The sequence below is a fragment of the Algoriphagus winogradskyi genome (assembly GCF_900182815.1).
GTDB classification, from domain to species: domain Bacteria; phylum Bacteroidota; class Bacteroidia; order Cytophagales; family Cyclobacteriaceae; genus Algoriphagus; species Algoriphagus winogradskyi.
Map to the genome: position 1 here is coordinate 1 of NZ_FXUA01000009.1, position 17842 is coordinate 17842.

17 protein-coding genes are annotated in these 17842 nt (G+C 40.3%); 4 read left to right on the plus strand and 13 right to left on the minus strand.

What is annotated here, in order from left to right; all coding sequences use genetic code 11:
* Positions 1-283: 283 nt before the first annotated feature.
* The 10 genes from QOL76_RS18550 to rpsT all read right to left on the minus strand — a co-directional run bounded on the left by QOL76_RS18550 (position 284) and on the right by rpsT (position 9102).
* Positions 284-709, minus strand: a complete 426-nt coding sequence (locus tag QOL76_RS18550) for a hypothetical protein (RefSeq protein WP_283414461.1) — start codon at positions 707-709, stop codon at positions 284-286.
* Positions 710-784: 75 nt separating this feature from the next.
* Positions 785-949, minus strand: a complete 165-nt coding sequence (locus QOL76_RS18555) for a hypothetical protein (protein ID WP_283414462.1) — start codon at positions 947-949, stop codon at positions 785-787.
* Positions 950-1432: 483 nt separating this feature from the next.
* Positions 1433-2176, minus strand: coding sequence for a zinc-dependent peptidase (locus tag QOL76_RS18560; protein ID WP_283414463.1), 744 nt, complete (start codon positions 2174-2176; stop codon positions 1433-1435).
* Between the two features lie 419 nt (positions 2177-2595).
* Positions 2596-4161: a ribonuclease Y gene (gene rny / locus QOL76_RS18565; protein WP_283414464.1), complete on the minus strand. Its 1566-nt coding sequence runs from the start codon at positions 4159-4161 to the stop codon at positions 2596-2598.
* A 67-nt stretch (positions 4162-4228) separates the two neighbouring features.
* Complete coding sequence (locus QOL76_RS18570; RefSeq protein ID WP_233754250.1) at positions 4229-4513, minus strand: cell division protein ZapA; 285 nt, start codon at positions 4511-4513, stop codon at positions 4229-4231.
* A 1-nt stretch (position 4514) separates the two neighbouring features.
* Complete coding sequence (locus QOL76_RS18575) at positions 4515-4799, minus strand: hypothetical protein (protein WP_283414465.1); 285 nt, start codon at positions 4797-4799, stop codon at positions 4515-4517.
* 2 nt (positions 4800-4801) lie between these two features.
* Positions 4802-7213: a phenylalanine--tRNA ligase subunit beta gene (gene pheT, locus QOL76_RS18580; protein WP_283414466.1), complete on the minus strand. Its 2412-nt coding sequence runs from the start codon at positions 7211-7213 to the stop codon at positions 4802-4804.
* A 118-nt stretch (positions 7214-7331) separates the two neighbouring features.
* On the minus strand, positions 7332-7949 hold the full coding sequence (locus QOL76_RS18585; protein ID WP_283414467.1) for a DUF1684 domain-containing protein: 618 nt from the start codon (positions 7947-7949) through the stop codon (positions 7332-7334).
* A 106-nt stretch (positions 7950-8055) separates the two neighbouring features.
* Positions 8056-8751 carry a RadC family protein gene (radC, locus tag QOL76_RS18590; protein ID WP_283414468.1) on the minus strand — a complete coding sequence of 232 codons (696 nt, stop codon included), beginning with the start codon at positions 8749-8751 and terminating at the stop codon, positions 8056-8058.
* A gap of 96 nt (positions 8752-8847) precedes the next feature.
* Positions 8848-9102: a 30S ribosomal protein S20 gene (rpsT, locus tag QOL76_RS18595; RefSeq protein ID WP_057937416.1), complete on the minus strand. Its 255-nt coding sequence runs from the start codon at positions 9100-9102 to the stop codon at positions 8848-8850.
* Positions 9103-9314: 212 nt separating this feature from the next.
* Here rpsT and QOL76_RS18600 point away from each other — a divergent pair, with 212 nt between their 5' ends.
* The gene (locus QOL76_RS18600; protein WP_283414469.1) at positions 9315-10250 is read left to right on the plus strand and encodes a zinc dependent phospholipase C family protein; all 936 of its coding nucleotides are present in this window, start codon (positions 9315-9317) and stop codon (positions 10248-10250) included.
* A gap of 105 nt (positions 10251-10355) precedes the next feature.
* A complete protein-coding gene (locus QOL76_RS18605) occupies positions 10356-10706 on the plus strand; it encodes a four helix bundle protein (protein WP_283414470.1) in 351 nt (116 codons plus the stop codon).
* 69 nt (positions 10707-10775) lie between these two features.
* On the opposite strand, the gene QOL76_RS18610 is transcribed toward QOL76_RS18605, so the two are convergent.
* Positions 10776-12092, minus strand: a complete 1317-nt coding sequence (locus tag QOL76_RS18610) for a pyridoxal phosphate-dependent aminotransferase (protein WP_283414471.1) — start codon at positions 12090-12092, stop codon at positions 10776-10778.
* A gap of 439 nt (positions 12093-12531) precedes the next feature.
* Complete coding sequence (locus tag QOL76_RS18615; RefSeq protein ID WP_283414472.1) at positions 12532-12738, minus strand: hypothetical protein; 207 nt, start codon at positions 12736-12738, stop codon at positions 12532-12534.
* Between the two features lie 361 nt (positions 12739-13099).
* Between QOL76_RS18615 and QOL76_RS18620 the strand changes: the two genes are divergently transcribed.
* Together QOL76_RS18620 and QOL76_RS18625 are read left to right on the plus strand one after the other, a co-directional pair.
* Positions 13100-14521, plus strand: coding sequence for a sulfatase-like hydrolase/transferase (locus QOL76_RS18620; RefSeq protein WP_283414473.1), 1422 nt, complete (start codon positions 13100-13102; stop codon positions 14519-14521).
* Between the two features lie 157 nt (positions 14522-14678).
* A complete protein-coding gene (locus QOL76_RS18625; protein ID WP_283414474.1) occupies positions 14679-15893 on the plus strand; it encodes a metallophosphoesterase in 1215 nt (404 codons plus the stop codon).
* 226 nt (positions 15894-16119) lie between these two features.
* On the opposite strand, the gene ettA is transcribed toward QOL76_RS18625, so the two are convergent.
* Entirely contained in the window at positions 16120-17799 is a 1680-nt protein-coding gene (gene ettA, locus QOL76_RS18630; RefSeq protein ID WP_283414475.1) for an energy-dependent translational throttle protein EttA, read from the minus strand.
* Positions 17800-17842: the final 43 nt, after the last annotated feature.

Here is a 17842-nt window from a genome sequence, read left to right on the forward strand (position 1 = left end):
TCCTCAGCAGAGCTTAAGTCCTCTTCAAAACGGCAAGGAATTATATGAAATATTTAAACCAAAAACACCAACTATTTTTGGCCACATTACCTTAAATAAGAAACCCAAAGCCACCATTCTCTAAAAACGAGTAACTCTTCGATTTTAGTATTTGAAAACTGACCTTGATAATAACTATAAAAATCCAATTTAGAGAGAAGAATATTATTTATAAAAAATATCAAAATATATTGAATAAAAAAAAAATTAACCCAAACAAATAAATATTCTTCATACTAAATAATTATTGTCTAATAAAATAACTCGCACTCCTTGCTATATCCCCATTGGAAAATATAATACGCATTTCCATTTCATTACTATTAATCTCTTTAAGTAGGAATTTATAAGTTTTAAATTTTTCTCCATCAAATACAAAAAGAGTATCTTTCTTCAATATATATTTACCATATTTTTCAATTACCACCTCCTTACTTGGACTAACATCAGTCCAAAATATTGAATCTTCTTTAAAAGTGTATGTCGCATTGTTAAGGTATAAGTTATTGATTTTTGATAATTTATCCTGCTGTTCTTTTGTTCCTGCTAAAAATGCCTCTGAAACAATTAAATTCAAATGCGCCTCTGATTTTGTCAATTTCCATTTACCCAGAAGATAACTCGGGTCAATTAACAGGATCGGTATTATATAAATCAATAATTTAATCATATGTTTGTTATGAAAATAGCTAATAAAGAAAAAAGAAAAAAAGTGTGTTAGCATAAACTAACACACGTCGACAAGTTAGTTTGGATCATAATCACTACAATACTGATCGAAATATCCAACTGCTTGCGCAGACAATTCATCATCTCCTTGAAATTCACCCTTAAAGATCATTGTATAGAGAACGTCGCAATAATCGCCTCCCACCAGATTTTCCATCTGGTCATTTGTTAACTTTTCCATAATTGTTATTGGTTATGTTGTGAAAAATAATTTGATAGGTCATTTTAATGAATAAAAACCACAAACACAAACAACTCTCAATCAATCACTTATATCAAACTAAATAATTGTATTATTTCAAGCACAGATAACAGAATAAGCTACTGAATTCTTCGTTATACCCCACCCCCCCATAATCATCTAATTTATTCGTTAAATCTAGAAATTCAGAATAATCAACTTATTTTTAATTAATTTCAACTTCTTTGAAAAATGCAACTGTCTATTTAGTAAAAAAGAGATAGTATGCCTGATTCCAAATTCAATCATGCGGATTTCAGCCTTCTTGAATTCCGAAAACTAGCTAACTTAACCTAACCAAATCCCGAATCATTATAATATCATAGGATCTAAATCCTGTATTTTTATGGTTTTGAGGTAATTAAGTCCAGAATTAGCAGTTAAGAGTAAATTCAAAAAGGCTCTAATAATCAAGCGACAATTCTAGTTCTTCACCCAAACCCTAGGATCCTGCCGCATCAATCTCACCAATGTCCCATAAAGCACTGGATTATATTCAAAAAACTCATGTGGCTTTTCAAAGAAGGTCTCTAATGCCACAGCAAAAAATTCATCATCGTCAATGCCGGCATTTATCCTAAAAACAGTTAGCTCTCCTGATTTAATTTTCCTTATTTCTACTGAAGCTATCTCCTGAAATGCGTCGTACACTTCAGGGTTGAAAAACTCGCATTCATCGTTATAGTATATCTGATTTTCCAGTTTGAGGGCATGTGCAACTTCATGAATACCGAGATTAACTCCATCCTTCTCGTTTTCCATTCCATTTAGAAAACAGTTCCAGGACATTGCAATTATTCCATGTCTTGGGTTTACCTCTCCACGATGATAGTTCTTGGAAATAGTGCTGTAATAGGTATCTGGATAGATCAGTATTTTATCGAAATGACGTAGACGAAGGTCATGCCAGCCAAAAGTCACCATCACAATGGTTGCTCCGATTAGGATTTTCATTTCTGGAGTAACAACCCGTATTTCTGACCTACCTATAAACGATTTGGTAGTAAGAATCACTTGAAGCTTTTCCCTGAATTCCTTTTTGTGCTTTTCTGAAAGCCTGGCGTAATATGGAAACTTTTGTTCCAGAACCTGAATTTCAAACTCTGTCAATCGAACCTTACTGAACAATATTCGAAGTTCCTCTATCAAACTTGCAAGACTGTTCATCCTATACAAAGGCATCATACGCTTAAAATAAAAATGGTAGCTACTAAATTAGTAACTAACCTCAAAATAAGGATTAAAATCTACGTTATCTAAGGTGATCTGCCACTGGTTTATACCAAATTTAAATCGGTCTGCGAGACATGCTTACTTGCAAGACAGGCATAGACCAAGGTTTTCCTTGCGCAGTGGTCTGTATCCCCCAGACCTAAACTATAATTGTTCAGTGAAGCCTTCCTATCTGCAATGCAATCACATGTCATTTAGACTGAAAAGTTTCGGCCTGTGAGACACTGGCCGAGGTGACAAAAAATGGCAGCCACTTTTCAGCAACTGCCATTTAAATTAAATATTCAAACAGAAACACAGCACCAAGCCGATGTTCGCTACTCCCGTCTTCCGTCTTCTGTCTTCCTGCTCCTTTATCTAGCGTAATTGACAGATCTCATTTCTCTGATAACAGTAATCTTGATCTGACCTGGATATTGCATTTCCTTTTCTATTTTCTGAGAAATATCAAAAGAAAGTTTGCCCGCAGTAGAATCATCTACATTATCTGCATCTACTAAAACCCGTAGTTCACGACCAGCCTGCATAGCAAAGCATTTATTCACCCCGTCAAAGCTCAAAGCAAGCTCCTCAAGGTCTTTCAGACGTTTGATGTAACTATCCATCACTTCGCGTCTTGCGCCTGGTCTCGCGCCTGATATCGCATCTGAGGCCTGTACAATCGGCGAGATCATGGATGTCATCTCGATTTCATCGTGGTGAGCTCCGATTGCATTGCAAATCTCAGGATGCTCTTTGTATCGCTTCGCAAGCTCCATACCCAATACTGCGTGTGGTAGTTCCTGCTCCTCATGCCATACTTTCCCGATATCGTGAAGTAAACCTGCACGCTTCGCCATCTTAGCATTCAAGCCCATCTCAGCAGCCATGGTAGCACAAAGCTTAGCCACTTCCCTTGAGTGCTGCAATAGGTTTTGACCGTAAGAAGATCTGTATCTCATACGTCCTACCATTCTGATCAACTCAGGATGCAAACCGTGAATGCCAAGATCTATACAAGTTCTTTCGCCAATCTCGACGATTTCCTCTTCTATATTCTTTTCAGTTTTAGCAACAACTTCTTCGATTCTCGCTGGGTGAATACGTCCATCCTGCACCAATCTATGAAGTGAAAGTCTAGCTACCTCTCTTCTTACCGGATCAAAACCGGAAATAATAATTGCTTCTGGCGTATCATCAACAACAATCTCCACACCTGTAGCTGCTTCCAGCGCACGGATGTTTCTTCCTTCTCTACCAATGATTTTACCTTTGATATCATCACTTTCGATGTTGAATACAGACACGCAGTTTTCCACAGCATGCTCAGTTGCTGTACGCTGTATGGTATCCAAAACGATTTTCTTCGCCTGCTTGGTAGCTGTAAGTTTTGCCTCGTCAAGAATGTCTTTGATCTGGGAAGAGGCTCTGGAATTAGCTTCCTCGGTAAGCATAGTCACCAATTGATCACGAGCTTCTTCACGGGTAAGATTAGCAACTTTTTCAAGGTCTGCGATACGCTGATTCGTTACTCGATCGAGTTCCTCTTTTTTGATTTTTAAAGAATGTAATTGAGCATTTAAGTTCTCAGATTTACTATCCAATTCTGCTTCTTTTCGCTTCACCTGCTCCAATTCCTTGGAAACCTGCTGCTCTCTTTGCTTAACTTTATTCTCGTTGGTGATGATAATATTCTTCTTATTATTCATCTCCTCATCAAACTCAGATTTCAGCTTGAGGTACTTTTCTTTTGCTTCTAGAATTCTGTCTTTCTTGATAGACTCAGCGTTGATCTCAGCTTCTCTGAGCATGGATTTCACGCGTTCCCGAGTCTCTTCTTCTAATTTTGCGTTTTTATTTTTTATCAATGCGCCAGCAATAGCGGCTCCTGCACCAGTCCCAACAAGGGCTGCGAGGACAATATATAGTATGTCTCCCATAGGTATTTTGGATATAATTAGACCTTGGGGAATCTGAAAAATCTCCTGATTTTTGTGTTATAAATAATTACAACGCCTTAGCTAGCAAGGCGTTAATATGAGAAATACTGGATTTAATATGCTCTGAATCTTCCGTGTTCACTTGGTTGGTTTCTAACGATTCCACCATGCAATCGAAGGCTACCATCGCCAGCAAATCCTGGTTATCGTCCAGTCCGTACTCCTCTTTATACTTTCTTAATTTTTCATTAATCAGCTTGCCAGCATGCCGGATTTTGGACTCGTCCTCGATCTTCACGCGCATAGGATATTCTCTATCCCCTATTTTTAATCTGATGGCAAGTGTCTCCATATCACTCAGATAAGTAGGTGATTAAATGATCGATTTCTTGTATATAATTATTGATTAGTTCACTCATTTCAGTTGACTGTTCCGGATTCACCGGTTGGTTGTCTACAATGTTACTAATTTTAATTTTATTTTTAAAATGTTCGATTTCCTGCTCTTTTTTATCCAAAGCCGTACTTACTTCTGATAATTTTTGTTTCAATTGCTGATTCTCCTCACTGATCTCAAGCAATTTAGTACTCGCCTGTAGCGCTAGTTTCTCTAATTTTTGCAGTTCCTCTTGAATCATTTCTATGTTCTTATCAAAGCACCAACCTCTTTTTCAAAGGCTTGAATCAATTTACTCATAGTTTTGTCAATTACCTTATCAGTTAACGTATTTTCCTGATCCTGTAAGTGAAAACTTAATGCATATGCCTTTTTGCCTGCATCAATTTTATCACCTTGGTACACATCAAAAACTCCAATTCTTTTCAATAATTTTCCACCAAACTTTGTGGCTACCGTTTTGACCTGATCATAGCTCACTGTTTTGTCTATCACCAAGGAAAGGTCTCTGCGTACTTCAGGGAATTTTGAGATCTCCTCAAACTTCTTCAAACCTGTAGCTTTTTTGCAAAGTAGATCCCAGTTCAAATCAGCAAACCACACTTCCTGTCTCACCTCTGCCTGCTTCAAAATCTTATCGTCCAGTAAGCCAATTGTCGCCAATTCCTTCTGACCAAGCATGATTTTCAAACCATAGGCATAAGGCGCAGTTTCAATCATAGAAAGATCGCCTGCCTGTACATTCAGCTTTTCCAAAATAGCTTCAACCGTGGAATAAATATCTGCGAAAGCAAATGCCTTGGTTGGCTCCAACCAGCTTTCGGCAGTCTTTTTTCCCGTTAGGAAAAGAGAAAGTCTCCTGCTTTCTGAATATCCTTCCTCAGCCTTATGATAAACGGTTCCAAACTCAAAGTATTTCAAATCGGTCTGACGACGGTTTATATTTCTGGCTAAAACCTCCAGCCCGGAGTAAAGCAAACTTTGACGCATCACATCCAGATCCTCGCTAAGCTTGTTGTAAATAACAACATTGTCTTTTGGATTAAGGAAGCCCGACTTCTCAGCATAAGTCGACTTGGTCAAGCTATTGGTAATCATCTCGTAGTAGCCCTGACCAGTTAAAATCTCGGTCAGACGATACTGTAATTTATTCAGATCCTTCACAGGATGTTCTGCGAGGTAATCCGTTCTTAGGTTTTCGGAAAGCTCCACATTGTGGAAACCGTAGATTCTTAAAATCTCTTCGATGATATCGGCTTCCCGAGTTACATCCACTCTATATGGCTTGGCAGTGGCAGTAAAGCCCTCTGCCGTTTCATTTTCTACGTTGATCTCCAGGCTTTCTAAGATCGATTTCACCTGAGCAGGTTCAATTGTCTTTCCGATAAGACGATTGATATGACCGTAATTCACGTCGATCACGAAATCCTCGATCGGCTCTGGATAGATATCAATCAGCTCAGAGCTCACTTTTCCACCAGCAATTTCCTGCAACAGTTTAACCGCCATTTTCAGTGCATAAACTGGCATATTAGGATCAGTCCCTCTTTCGAAGCGGAAAGAAGCGTCTGTCTTCAAGCCATGAAACTGGGATCCTTTTCTCACGATATCGGGAGAAAAATAAGCTGACTCCAGGAAAATGGAAGTGGTGCTATCAGAAACCCCAGAATCTTCTCCACCAAAAACTCCAGCGATGCACAGTCCACCTTTTGGATCTTTAATCATCAATTCCTCCCCGGAAAGCTTACGCTTCTTTTCGTCTAAAGTCACAAATTCTGTGTCCTTCGGAAGCTTGCCAACGATGATTTTTCCTTCGGAAATTTTCTCTACATCAAATGCGTGAAGAGGCTGACCCAAATCATGCAAAATGAAATTGGTGATATCCACCACATTATTGATTGGCTCCAAATCCAATGCCTTCAGGAAATTCTGAAGCCAAGCGGGAGAAGGCCCAACTTTCAAATCGGTAACCACCACTCCGGCGTAACGTGGACAATCAGCCGTGTTTTCAACTTCCACCTCAATCACAGGACCAGAAGCCTCTAGGTTCAATTCAGGCGCAGCATCGATCACTAAATCCTTTCCCAAGAGCGCTTTCAAATCTCTCGCAACTCCTAAATGGGAAGCTGCATCTGCACGGTTTGGCGTTAAACCGATTTCTAACACCTGATCCTGACCAATCTCAATGTATTTTGAGGCAGGAGTACCATTTGGCAAGTCGGTATCCAAAACCATAATCCCGGCATGGCTGGACCCTAGGCCTAACTCATCCTCAGCGCAGATCATCCCTTCGGAAACCGCGCCTCTGATCTTTGCTTTTTTGATCTGGAATGAATCTCCTTCCGATGGAAAAAGTGTAGCTCCAACCGTTGCAACCAATACCTTTTGGCCTTTGGCCACATTTGGTGCTCCGCAAACAATCGGTGAAATTCCAGTTCCAATGTCTACAGTGGTAATGCTTAATTTATCAGCATTGGGATGCTTTTCGCAGGTCAACACCTCTCCAATCACAATGCCTTCAAGACCTCCTTTGACTGAAACAAATTCTTCTATTCCCTCCACTTCCAAACCAGACTGCGTCAGCAAGGCGCCGATTTCCTCTGCAGATTCGGTATGAGGGATATATTTTTTTAATCGATTTATCGAGATTTTCATTCGTAGTACTAAATAAAGCAAATCAGAATTGACCTGCGTGATAAACAAAAGGGGTTCGAAAACCCCATTTTATTCAATAATGCGTACAAATTTAAGAGATTTGAGCTAGGCAAAAAGGCTATTTCTCGTAATTTTTCTCCCCAACTGGAATTGGGATGTCCAGTAAATTTTCTTTAGGTGGCAGCGGGCAAGCATAATCGGGATTATAGGCACAATATGGATTGTATGCCAGATTGAAATCTATGGTGATGCTATTCTTCCCATCCTGACGGGCGTTGATATAACGTCCCCCTCCATAGGTATCCACTGCACTGGTTTCATCTGCAAATGCCAAAAAGAAATTTCGCTTATCCGGTTCATTAATCGCTTGGAGCAGCAAGAGCTTCTCAGCCTTGCCATTGATTTCAAATTCAGCCCAAGAGTGCTCTATGTATTTCTCCTTGGTCCCATCCGTAAGCGGAACTTCTCTTACCTTCCTGTCTTCTATGGCCACCATCCGCGCCTTCACCTTGTAGTTTGGGTCGATTGGGTAAAAATTCAATTTGGTAAAAGAAGCCTTCTGCTCATCAGTAAGAGGTGATTCGAAGTTGAAGCGGATAAACTTGAATTGTCTTTCCCGCTCAGCCTCTATCTTTTCAATGTAATCTTCAGGAGATTCAGCACTCGTCAAAGTGTAAACAACTGCAGCAAAAACCACCACTGAGATAATCAGAAGTATAATTGTATTGTTTTTCATCTGTTTATAATTGACTTTTTAAAGCCATATGCAATAATAATTTCCAAATAATAGCGAGCTAAGCTTTTCAGAACAATCTGATTGAAGCAGGCTATTTCCAAAGGAATTAGAGAATGCCATCATCGGCGAAGCTAAAGTAGCCACTATCTGTAAAAATCACATGGTCAAGTACAGGCAAATCTAATTCTCTGCCTACTTTGACCAATCGTTGAGTCAGCCGTTTGTCTTGTTCAGAGGGGCTTAAATTACCACTAGGATGATTATGAACTAATATTATTGACTGAGCCAAGTGCTCCAAAGCTATTTTAAAAACGATTTTAGGATCTACAACTGTTCCTGCAGTACCACCTTGGGACACTAGGTACTTTTTCATCACCTGATTACCTCTATTCAATAGAATCAAATAAAAATACTCAACCTGCTCATCGAGTAACTCTGGGCGCATCAGATCATAAATATCCTGCGAGCAGGTAATCTTAGGCTTTACCACAGGTTCTGAATCCTTCCTCCTACGAGCCAATTCCATAGCAGCAATGATTGAGATGGCTTTTGCCTCCCCTATTCCCTTGAATTTCTTCAAATCCTGGATTGAGAGTTTTGCCAAAGCACGTAGATCATAATTGACATTGCCAAGAATGTGCTTAGAAAGATCCACTGCACTCACAGAAGGAGTACCTGATCCAATCAAGATTGCAATAAGTTCGGCGTCGGTAAGCGCAGACCTACCCTTGAGAAGCAGCTTCTCTCTTGGACGATCTTCTTCTGCAAGCTGGGAAATTTTGATAGAGGAGTAAGAATCCATAGCAATCCATTAAAAAGTGAGCTATGAATTTAATTACTTCAGGGCACAAAAAAAACCCTGACAAGCAGGGTTTTAGAGAAATAAAATCTTGTAGAATTAACCTAGAGCAGAAACGAACTTGGCCAATCTTGATTTTTTGTTACTTGCGTTGTTCTTGTGAATCACATTCTTCTTAGCCAACTTGTCCAACATAGAAGATACTTTCTTGTAAAGTTCAGAAGCTTCTACTTTATCGGTAGTTGCTTTCAATCTTTTGATGAAAGTTCTAGTTGTTTTAGCCTGATATCTGTTTCTCAAACGCTTAGCTTCGTTAGCACGAATTCTCTTCAGAGCTGATTTGTGATTTGCCATATCTTAATTATAATTGAATTTCTTTACGTGTCCCTATTCCGAATCGGAGTGCAAAGTTATTGTAATTTATTAAATCTGCCAAAGGAATTTTAAACATTCCCTATCAAAGCAGTCCTTTTCAAATCCAATAATTTGGCAAAACCATCGTTTACGGGGCAAATATACCGATTATACATTCATTTATCTGCCAAAGATTTTGATTATTTTTAGGTATGAAATTTTTTCAAGCTCTCATTTTTTCTGTGACTTTGATCTCAGCTACCTTCGCCACTTGGGGATTTTATGCGCATTCTTTAATAAATAGACTTGCTGTTTTTTCTCTTCCTGAGGAAATGATCGGCTTCTACAAACCTCATATACAATACATTACCGAGAACGCCGTGAACCCAGACCGCAGACGATATGCAGTGGAAGGAGAAGCGGAAAAACACTACATAGATTTGGATTATTATGGAGATTCTGCTTTGCAAATTCTACCAAAATACTGGAACGAAGCGGTAGAAAAATTCACCGAAGACAGCTTGAGAATGAATGGAATCGGTCCTTGGTCTGCCTATTTCACTTTTCTAAACCTTACCAAAGCTTTCGAAACCAAGAACTCGGCTGCTATTCTTCGTCTTTCTGCTGACTTGGGGCATTACATAGGCGATCTGAATGTGCCGCTTCACACCACAGTGAATTACAATGGACAGCTTACGGATCAAGTAGGAATCCATGGGTTCTGGGAAAGTCGCATTCCTGAGCTTCAGGCAAAAGACTATCCGCTTTGGGTTGGGCAGGCGGAGTATGTTGACAAACCGCAATTGGCACTGTGGGATGCTGTAGCAGCTGCACATGCACAAGTTGACAGCGTATTGGCAATAGAAAAAGAATTGACAAAAAGCTTTTCACCTGATCAAAAATACAGCTACGAAGAACGGAACAACTTAACCGTTCGTGTTTACTCCAGAGAGTTCACCGAAGCCTACGCACTTGCATTGGACAGCCAGATCGAGCGACAAATGAAAAAATCCATCAAGATGATAGCTGATTTTTGGTTTACTGCCTGGGTCAATGCCGGGCAACCTGATTTATCGACTTTTTCGAAGGAATCGGGGGAGGAAGAAGTTATTTTTCCAGATTCAAAGATTAAAGTGAGAGATCATTGAAAGTCAGAAGGATGAAATTAAAAAGCTTAAAGTTTTCGCTAATTAGTATTTGAAGACTATGAAAATCAGAAAGATGAATTTTGAAATCTAAAAATGTAAACCATCATGGATAAAGACTTGAAGCAAAGAACAAAAGCATTTGCTTTGGAAATCATAAAACTTGTTTCAGAACTCCCCAAAAACACAGTTGGGTTTGAACTTGGAAAACAAATTGTCAGATCTGGCACCTCGATAGGAGCAAATTATAGATCCTCACAGCGAGGTCGCTCCAGAGCTGAATTCATTTCCAAGTTATCAGTAGTTCAAGAGGAAGCTGATGAAACAATCTTTTGGCTTGAACTGATTTCTGAATCAGGAATTTCTCCAGAAGAAAGGATAAAACCACTCTATAAAGAAGCCTGCGAGTTAACAGCGATTTTCACTACAATGGTCATCAATGCCAAGAGAAACTCTTAGCGCTGAATAGCCCAGGTTTTTAGATTTTTCACTTTAGACTTCTGACTTTTATAATTCTGACTTTTAAATCTAAACTTCCACTTCCGACTTCAAATACCTCCTAATCGCATTCCCAAGTCTCCTAAACGTATTCTTAAACACTTCCTCATTCTCCTCCAAAAGCGTCACTCGGAAACCTCTCAAATCTGAGCAAAAAGAGGAAATAGGAACCACGCAAATCTGCTCGGCAGCCAATAAATTATAAACAAAGCGCTTATCCAAAGGCATGTTTTTCTCTTCCAGCCATGAATCCAGCAAACTTTTTAATTTCTTATCTTCAATCGGTAGAAACTGATCTTCTTTCAATACTCCCTCCTCAAATACGATGGTGTTATAAAACGCTCCTTGAGTAGGATTAAATTTGATTCCAGGAATATCCCCCAAGATTTCACTCATCCACTCGCTTCGCTTGCCAATTTGGGCATTTGCTTCTTCCCTGTACTTAAAGTAAGCTGGATGCTTCATGATTTTTGGGATAGCTAGCTGAGGCAAGATAGTAGAGCAAACCTCTATCATTTTGGCATTTTCCAGCGTCTGGCAAAGCTTGGAGAATTCCTTAGAAGATTCCCGGTTATAAAATTCCATCCAACCACAGCGTGAACCCGGCCAAGGAAATTCTTTGGAAATCCCTTTCAGTGAAATTGCAGGTCTGTCACCGATTACTTCGGCAAGTGGAACAGCTGTAATTCCGTTGTAGGTAATATTCTGATAAATCTCATCGGTGATGAGCAGGAGATTAAACTCCTCAGCTATTTTCACAAAAGCCTCCAAAACCTCCCTTGGATACACCATCCCTGTTGGATTATCAGGATTGATTATCAAGATTCCAACGATTGATGGATTATAACGGACCTTTAGATACAGGTCTTCCATATCTGGAAGCCATTGATTATCAGGGTCAAGTTTATAGGTAATTGGTGCAGCATTGGCATGAGCAGCTTCAGCAGAACTATGGGTACTGTATGCTGGAGATGGACCGATAATTCTTGCCGTAGGGATCAAAAACTGATACAGTTTTGCGATAGCATCACCCAAGCCGTTGAAGAATAAAATATCCTCTGCTGTGATTTGGGTGCCCCCTCTTTCATTATTTAGAGTAGCAAGAAATCTCCGGGTTTCCAGCACTCCTTTGGAGTCCGCGTAGCCGTAAGTTTTATCCTCTTTCAATAAATCAGCGATAATCTCTTTCATCCAATCAGGCACATGATTGCTCTTTTGAATAGGATCGCCGATGTTTTCCCATGTCATAGAATAGCCCAAGGCCTCGACCTGACGCGCTTTCTTCACTATACCACGAATCTCATAGGTCAATTCTTCCGCTCCGGATCTTAGGAGTTGCTGTCTCATAGGTCTATTAGGCTGAATGCAAAATAATTCGGGTGTAAAGAAACAAAAAAGAGGAATGAAAGTATCGCAAAGTGTAGAAATACTTAAATATATGGTCGACCATAAAAATCAAAATCAGCATAATTCATTCGCTAACTCTGCAGGAAGACCGCGGAAGGGAGACCGAAGCAGCTTGAATGTATTTTTTTACCGATAACACATTAATTTACCCTTTTGATGGGATAAACTATCTATCAAAAATCAAGATCGATTCCTCTCCCTTTGCAAATAAGCATTCAAACAAAAGGTCACAGCTCCTTTTACAAGGACCATGGCCATAAGCCAATTTGGAACGGGAAAAAGCACCACAAGCTTCACCAAGGTCAAGAGTATAATTAATACAAAAGGCAAGCCATATAGGCGCTCTATAGGCTTTTACTCATCGCTTTAGGTGCATTTTTTATAAGACAGGTGGTTTTCCTTTCCTATCCCTATACAATCCACTTACTATTAAAATTCCTTGAGAAAGGACTATACAGCCCATGGCGATAGCAGAAAAATTGGGATCATCGTCGGGCATAAATCCCTTTCGATAAATTGAAAATCCTCCTAGTCCAAGAGCCATGGCAATCAAACCCAGATGTACGAACATAATTCCTCTACTCATTTTTTTGATTTTTTTTGATCTCCCAGTAAAATATCAACTGGCCGAAAATCAAGCCTAATCCAGTGACAAGCAGTAGGGCAAACGCTGTCCATTCTGATTTTTGAAAAGAGCTTATCAGCCCAATCGAAACCAGCACCAAAAAGAAACTTATAAAGACCAAAGGAATTTTTGCCATAACTTTAAATTATAAATTTTTCTTCAAAAACTTAGTTTTAGCGACACATATACTGTTACTAATTTACTTTTAGAAATTACACTCTAGGGCAAAAAACCTAAATTAACCCATCGATATAAAATCGAAGTTCATAACTTCAATTTTGTATTATCATTGCCACTTTCAGTATAAGAAGAAATCCTTGAAATGAAAAATATTTTCACATCCATTTTCCTTTTAGTACTTGTACTTAGGCCAATAATTTGCCAAGCCACAATTGACTCACTTTCTAACCCTGCCAAGGCAACACATTACAATTTGGTTTTGATTGTAGCTGATGATTTAGGCTATGGAGATTTAGGTTTCACAGGTAGCACTCAGATCAAAACACCTCATATCGATCAACTTGCAGCCGATGGAGTCACCTTTACTCAAGGCTACGTTTCTTCGGCAGTTTGCAGCCCTTCCAGAGCAGGATTTATCACTGGAATCAATCAAGTTGAGTTTGGGCACGACAATAATCTAGGGGGAGTTGAACCTGGATTTGACCCTGAATACAACGGGCTTCCGCTCACCCAACAAACCTTAGCCGATCACCTGAACAAACTTGGCTATGTGAATGGCTTAATTGGAAAATGGCACTTGGGAAAAGAGGCGAAGTTCCATCCTTTGAAGAGAGGTTTCGATGAATTCTGGGGATATACTGGCGGTGGACACGATTATTTTGAATCCCTGCCTGATGGAAAGGGATACAAAGAACCTTTGGAAAGCAATTTCAAAACTCCAGACCCAATCACCTATATAACAGATGATGTGGGCAACGAGAGTGTGGATTTTATCACTCGACATAAGGACAAACCGTTTTTTCTCTTTGCCGCATTCAATGCTCCACATACACCCATGCAGGCATTGGAAGAAGACTTGGCATTGTATCAACACATTGAAGATAAAAAGCGCCGCACTTATGCTGCAATGGTGCATAGATTGGATTTGAATGTAGGGAAAATCATGAAATCACTCAAAGATCAAGGCCTGAAGGAAAACACCTTGGTGGTATTCTTCAGCGATAATGGCGGACCAACGGATAGCAATGCTTCGATCAATGCGCCTTATAGAGGACAAAAAGGAATTTTATTGGAAGGCGGAATCCACGTTCCTTTTGTCATGAATTTACCTGGCTTGCTGCCAAAAAACATGGTTTACCAAGAGCAAGTGACTTCTCTTGATATTGTCCCTACATTTCTTGCTTTAGCTGGAGACAAAGATACCGATAGGAATATGTTTTCCGGAGTTGATTTAATTCCTCACCTAACAGGAAAAACTGCTCCACTTGCCAATCGGGAGATGACTTGGAAATTCACAATCAGCCGAGCTATTCGGGAAGGCGACTGGAAACTGGTAAGTATTCCAGACAGGATGCCGATGCTTTACAATCTGTCTGATGACCCATCCGAACAAAACGATTTGGCATTGAAGAACCTCGACAAGACTGCTTACTTATTAAAAAAACTTGGGGTGTGGGATGTAAATCTACCTCATCCTGTATTCTTGGAAGGAGCCGTTTGGAAAAAGCGACAGTTGGGATTGTATGATCATAACTACCAGGTGACTCAGCCGAAAACAAAATAGACCCAGAATCAAAAATGGAGACTGGGCCTTTCATCTTTGAAGTATAAATAATTGCATCTAAGTCAACCAATAACCTTTTCTTTTGCGTAAAGGGGTTATCCTAGTTTCCCTTAGGTTTTAAATTCTCTGGCAAATCATCTTATAATTCCTCTTTCTATTGCTTCGTATTATAATCCTCCTAGTCTTTGTTTTCCTCATCGACTGGTATTCCTATCAAGCATTCTCGACAATATTCCCTGAGCAAAACTGGATTAAGATCGGCTTTTGGATCTTCTCTATTTCAGTTTACGTTTTTGTCGCTTACGGTTTTCTGACCTTCAGCCGTAGTAGCCCCACTCCCAACTTTGGTAGAGTAATTTCCTTGCTTGTGCTGTCGCTGATTCCAAAGTTGATCATTCTGGCATTTCTATTTGGAGAAGATCTCGTCCGCTTTTTAAGCGGAACCTATCAATCCCTTACCGGCAACCGTGAAGGTGATTTTCTAGCTGATCGCAGAAAATTCATCAGTCAAACTGCATTGGTTCTTTCTGCAATTCCTTTTTTAGGAATATTGCATGGCGTATTAATAGGCAAATACAGATACCGTGTAGTAAACCATACCCTGGAATTTGACGACCTACCTGAGGAGTTTGATGGCTTTACGATTACTCAGATTTCAGATATACACTCTGGAAGTTTTGACAATAAAAAGAAGCTGGAATATGGAGTTGAGCTAATAAATGAGCAAGGGTCAGATGTCATCCTATTTACTGGAGATCTGGTGAACAACCAAGCAACAGAAATGGAACCTTGGATTGATACTTTCAAAAAGCTGAGGGCACCTATGGGTATTTACTCCATCTTGGGAAATCATGACTATGGAGATTACGTTTCCTGGCCAAGCAAGGAGGCCAAAGCGGCAAATATGCTGCGTCTGTATGAAATCCAAAAAGAATTGGGTTTTACCCTCTTGAGAAATGAAAATATCAAGCTTGAACGAGGAAGCGCAAGCATAGACCTGATTGGCATAGAGAATTGGGGAAAGGGATTTGGGCAATATGGAGACCTGAAGAAAGCTACAGCAAACCTCAGCGACCAAAGCTTTAAAATTCTGATGAGCCACGACCCCTCCCATTTTGATGAGCAGGTGAAAAATTTCTCCCAATTTATCCACCTCACCTTGAGTGGACATACCCACGGAATGCAGTTTGGAATCGAGATCCCCGGTTTTATCAAATGGAGTCCAGCTTCTCTTCGCTACCCGAAATGGGCTGGACTGTACGAGGAACTGGGCCGACAATTACATGTCAACCGTGGATTTGGATTTTTAGCCTTTCCGGGGAGGGTCGGGATATGGCCAGAGATTACAGTTTTGGAGTTGAAGAGGAAATAAAAGAGCTAAAAGGATAGATAAAAACCAGCTCATTCAACTAAACCTATAAAAATAAAAACCTCCTCCAAGCCTGATTATCAAGATTGAAAGAGGTTCTAAGATTTAATAGAAAAACTTCCAGAATATAACCCATCGAAGAGACCCTTCGACTTCGCTCAGGGTGACACCCCAAAGGTTATTAACCTAGGAAATAGCTTTTCAGCTTTTTAACTTTAGCTTTCAGACTTTACTTCAAATTCTTATATCGAATCCTCTTAGGCTCTACATCACCCAATCTTTTCTTCTTATTCTCTTCATAGTCGGAGAAGTTTCCTTCAAACCACACCACCTGAGAATCTCCTTCGAAAGCCAAAATATGCGTACAGATTCTATCCAAGAACCATCTATCGTGGGAAATGACTACTGCACATCCGCCGAAGTTTTCCAAAGCTTCTTCCAGCGCTCGAAGTGTATTCACATCCAAGTCATTGGTAGGCTCATCGAGAAGCAATAGGTTTCCACCTTCTTTCAGCGTCAACGCCAAGTGAACCCGGTTTCGCTCACCTCCGGAAAGCACACCGACTTTTTTCTCCTGATCTCCTCCACCGAAGTTAAACTTAGAGACATAAGCTCTAGCATTCACTTCTTTATTGCCCAGCATCATCAGCTCATTTCCCTCGGAAATTGTCTGGTACACTGTCTTGTTTGGGTCCAAGGAATCATGTCCCTGATCCACATACGCCAACTGCACAGTCTCTCCTACTTCGAAATTTCCTGCATCCGGTTTTTCCTGACCAGTAATCAATTTGAAAAGTGTGGATTTACCCGCACCATTTGGCCCGATCACGCCGACTATACCACCCTGTGGCAAGGCAAAAGTCAGGTTTTCGAAAAGCAACTTGTCTCCAAAAGCTTTAGAAACCCCATTCACTTCGATCACTTTCGCTCCCAGACGAGGTCCTGGAGGAATAAACAATTCCAACTTCGCTTCTCTTTCTTTGGACTCCTCTCCCACCAATCTATCATACGCACTCAAACGAGCCTTACCTTTCGCCTGACGGGCTTTCGGGGTCATTCTGATCCACTCCAACTCTCTTTCCAATGTTTTCTGACGCTTGGATTCAGTCTTTTCCTCTTGCTTCAATCGGTTTTGCTTTTGATCAAGCCAAGAAGAATAATTTCCTTTCCATGGAATACCCTCGCCACGATCCAGCTCAAGAATCCAACCGGCAACGTTATCCAAGAAGTATCTATCGTGGGTTACTGCGATGACCGTTCCCTTATAATTCTGGAGATGTTGCTCCAGCCAATGTACTGACTCAGCGTCCAGGTGGTTGGTAGGTTCATCGAGCAACAATACATCCGGCTCCTGTAATAAAAGTCGGCAAAGTGCCACGCGTCTCTTTTCACCACCTGAAAGATTAGCGACGTTAGCATCACTAGGAGGAAGTCTAAGCGCATCCATAGCTTTATCCAGCATCACGTCAAGTTCCCACGCGTTAGCTGCGTCAAGCTTCTCCTGCACCTCGCCTTGCTTCTCAATTAGCTTATCCATGGCGTCAGGATCTTCCATCAATGCTGGATCCATGAATTTCTCATTGATAGCTTCAAATTCTTTTAACAAAGCGACCGTCTCAGAAACCGCTTCTTCTACGACTTCTTTTACTGTTTTGGTAGGATCAAGCTTTGGTTCCTGCTCCAGCATCCCCACGGTGTATCCAGGAGACCAAACAACCTCACCTTGGAATTCCTTGTCCATTCCAGCGATGATTTTAAGAAGAGAAGATTTACCCGAACCGTTCAAACCGAGAACACCGATTTTGGCTCCATAAAAAAATGAGAGGTAGATATCTTTAAGGACTTTTTTCTGTGGCGGATAAATTTTTGAAACTCCTGCCATGGAAAAGATGATTTTTTCTGAACTCATGCGTTATATTTTTACTTAGAAATTGCGCTTAAGAATCAAAGAT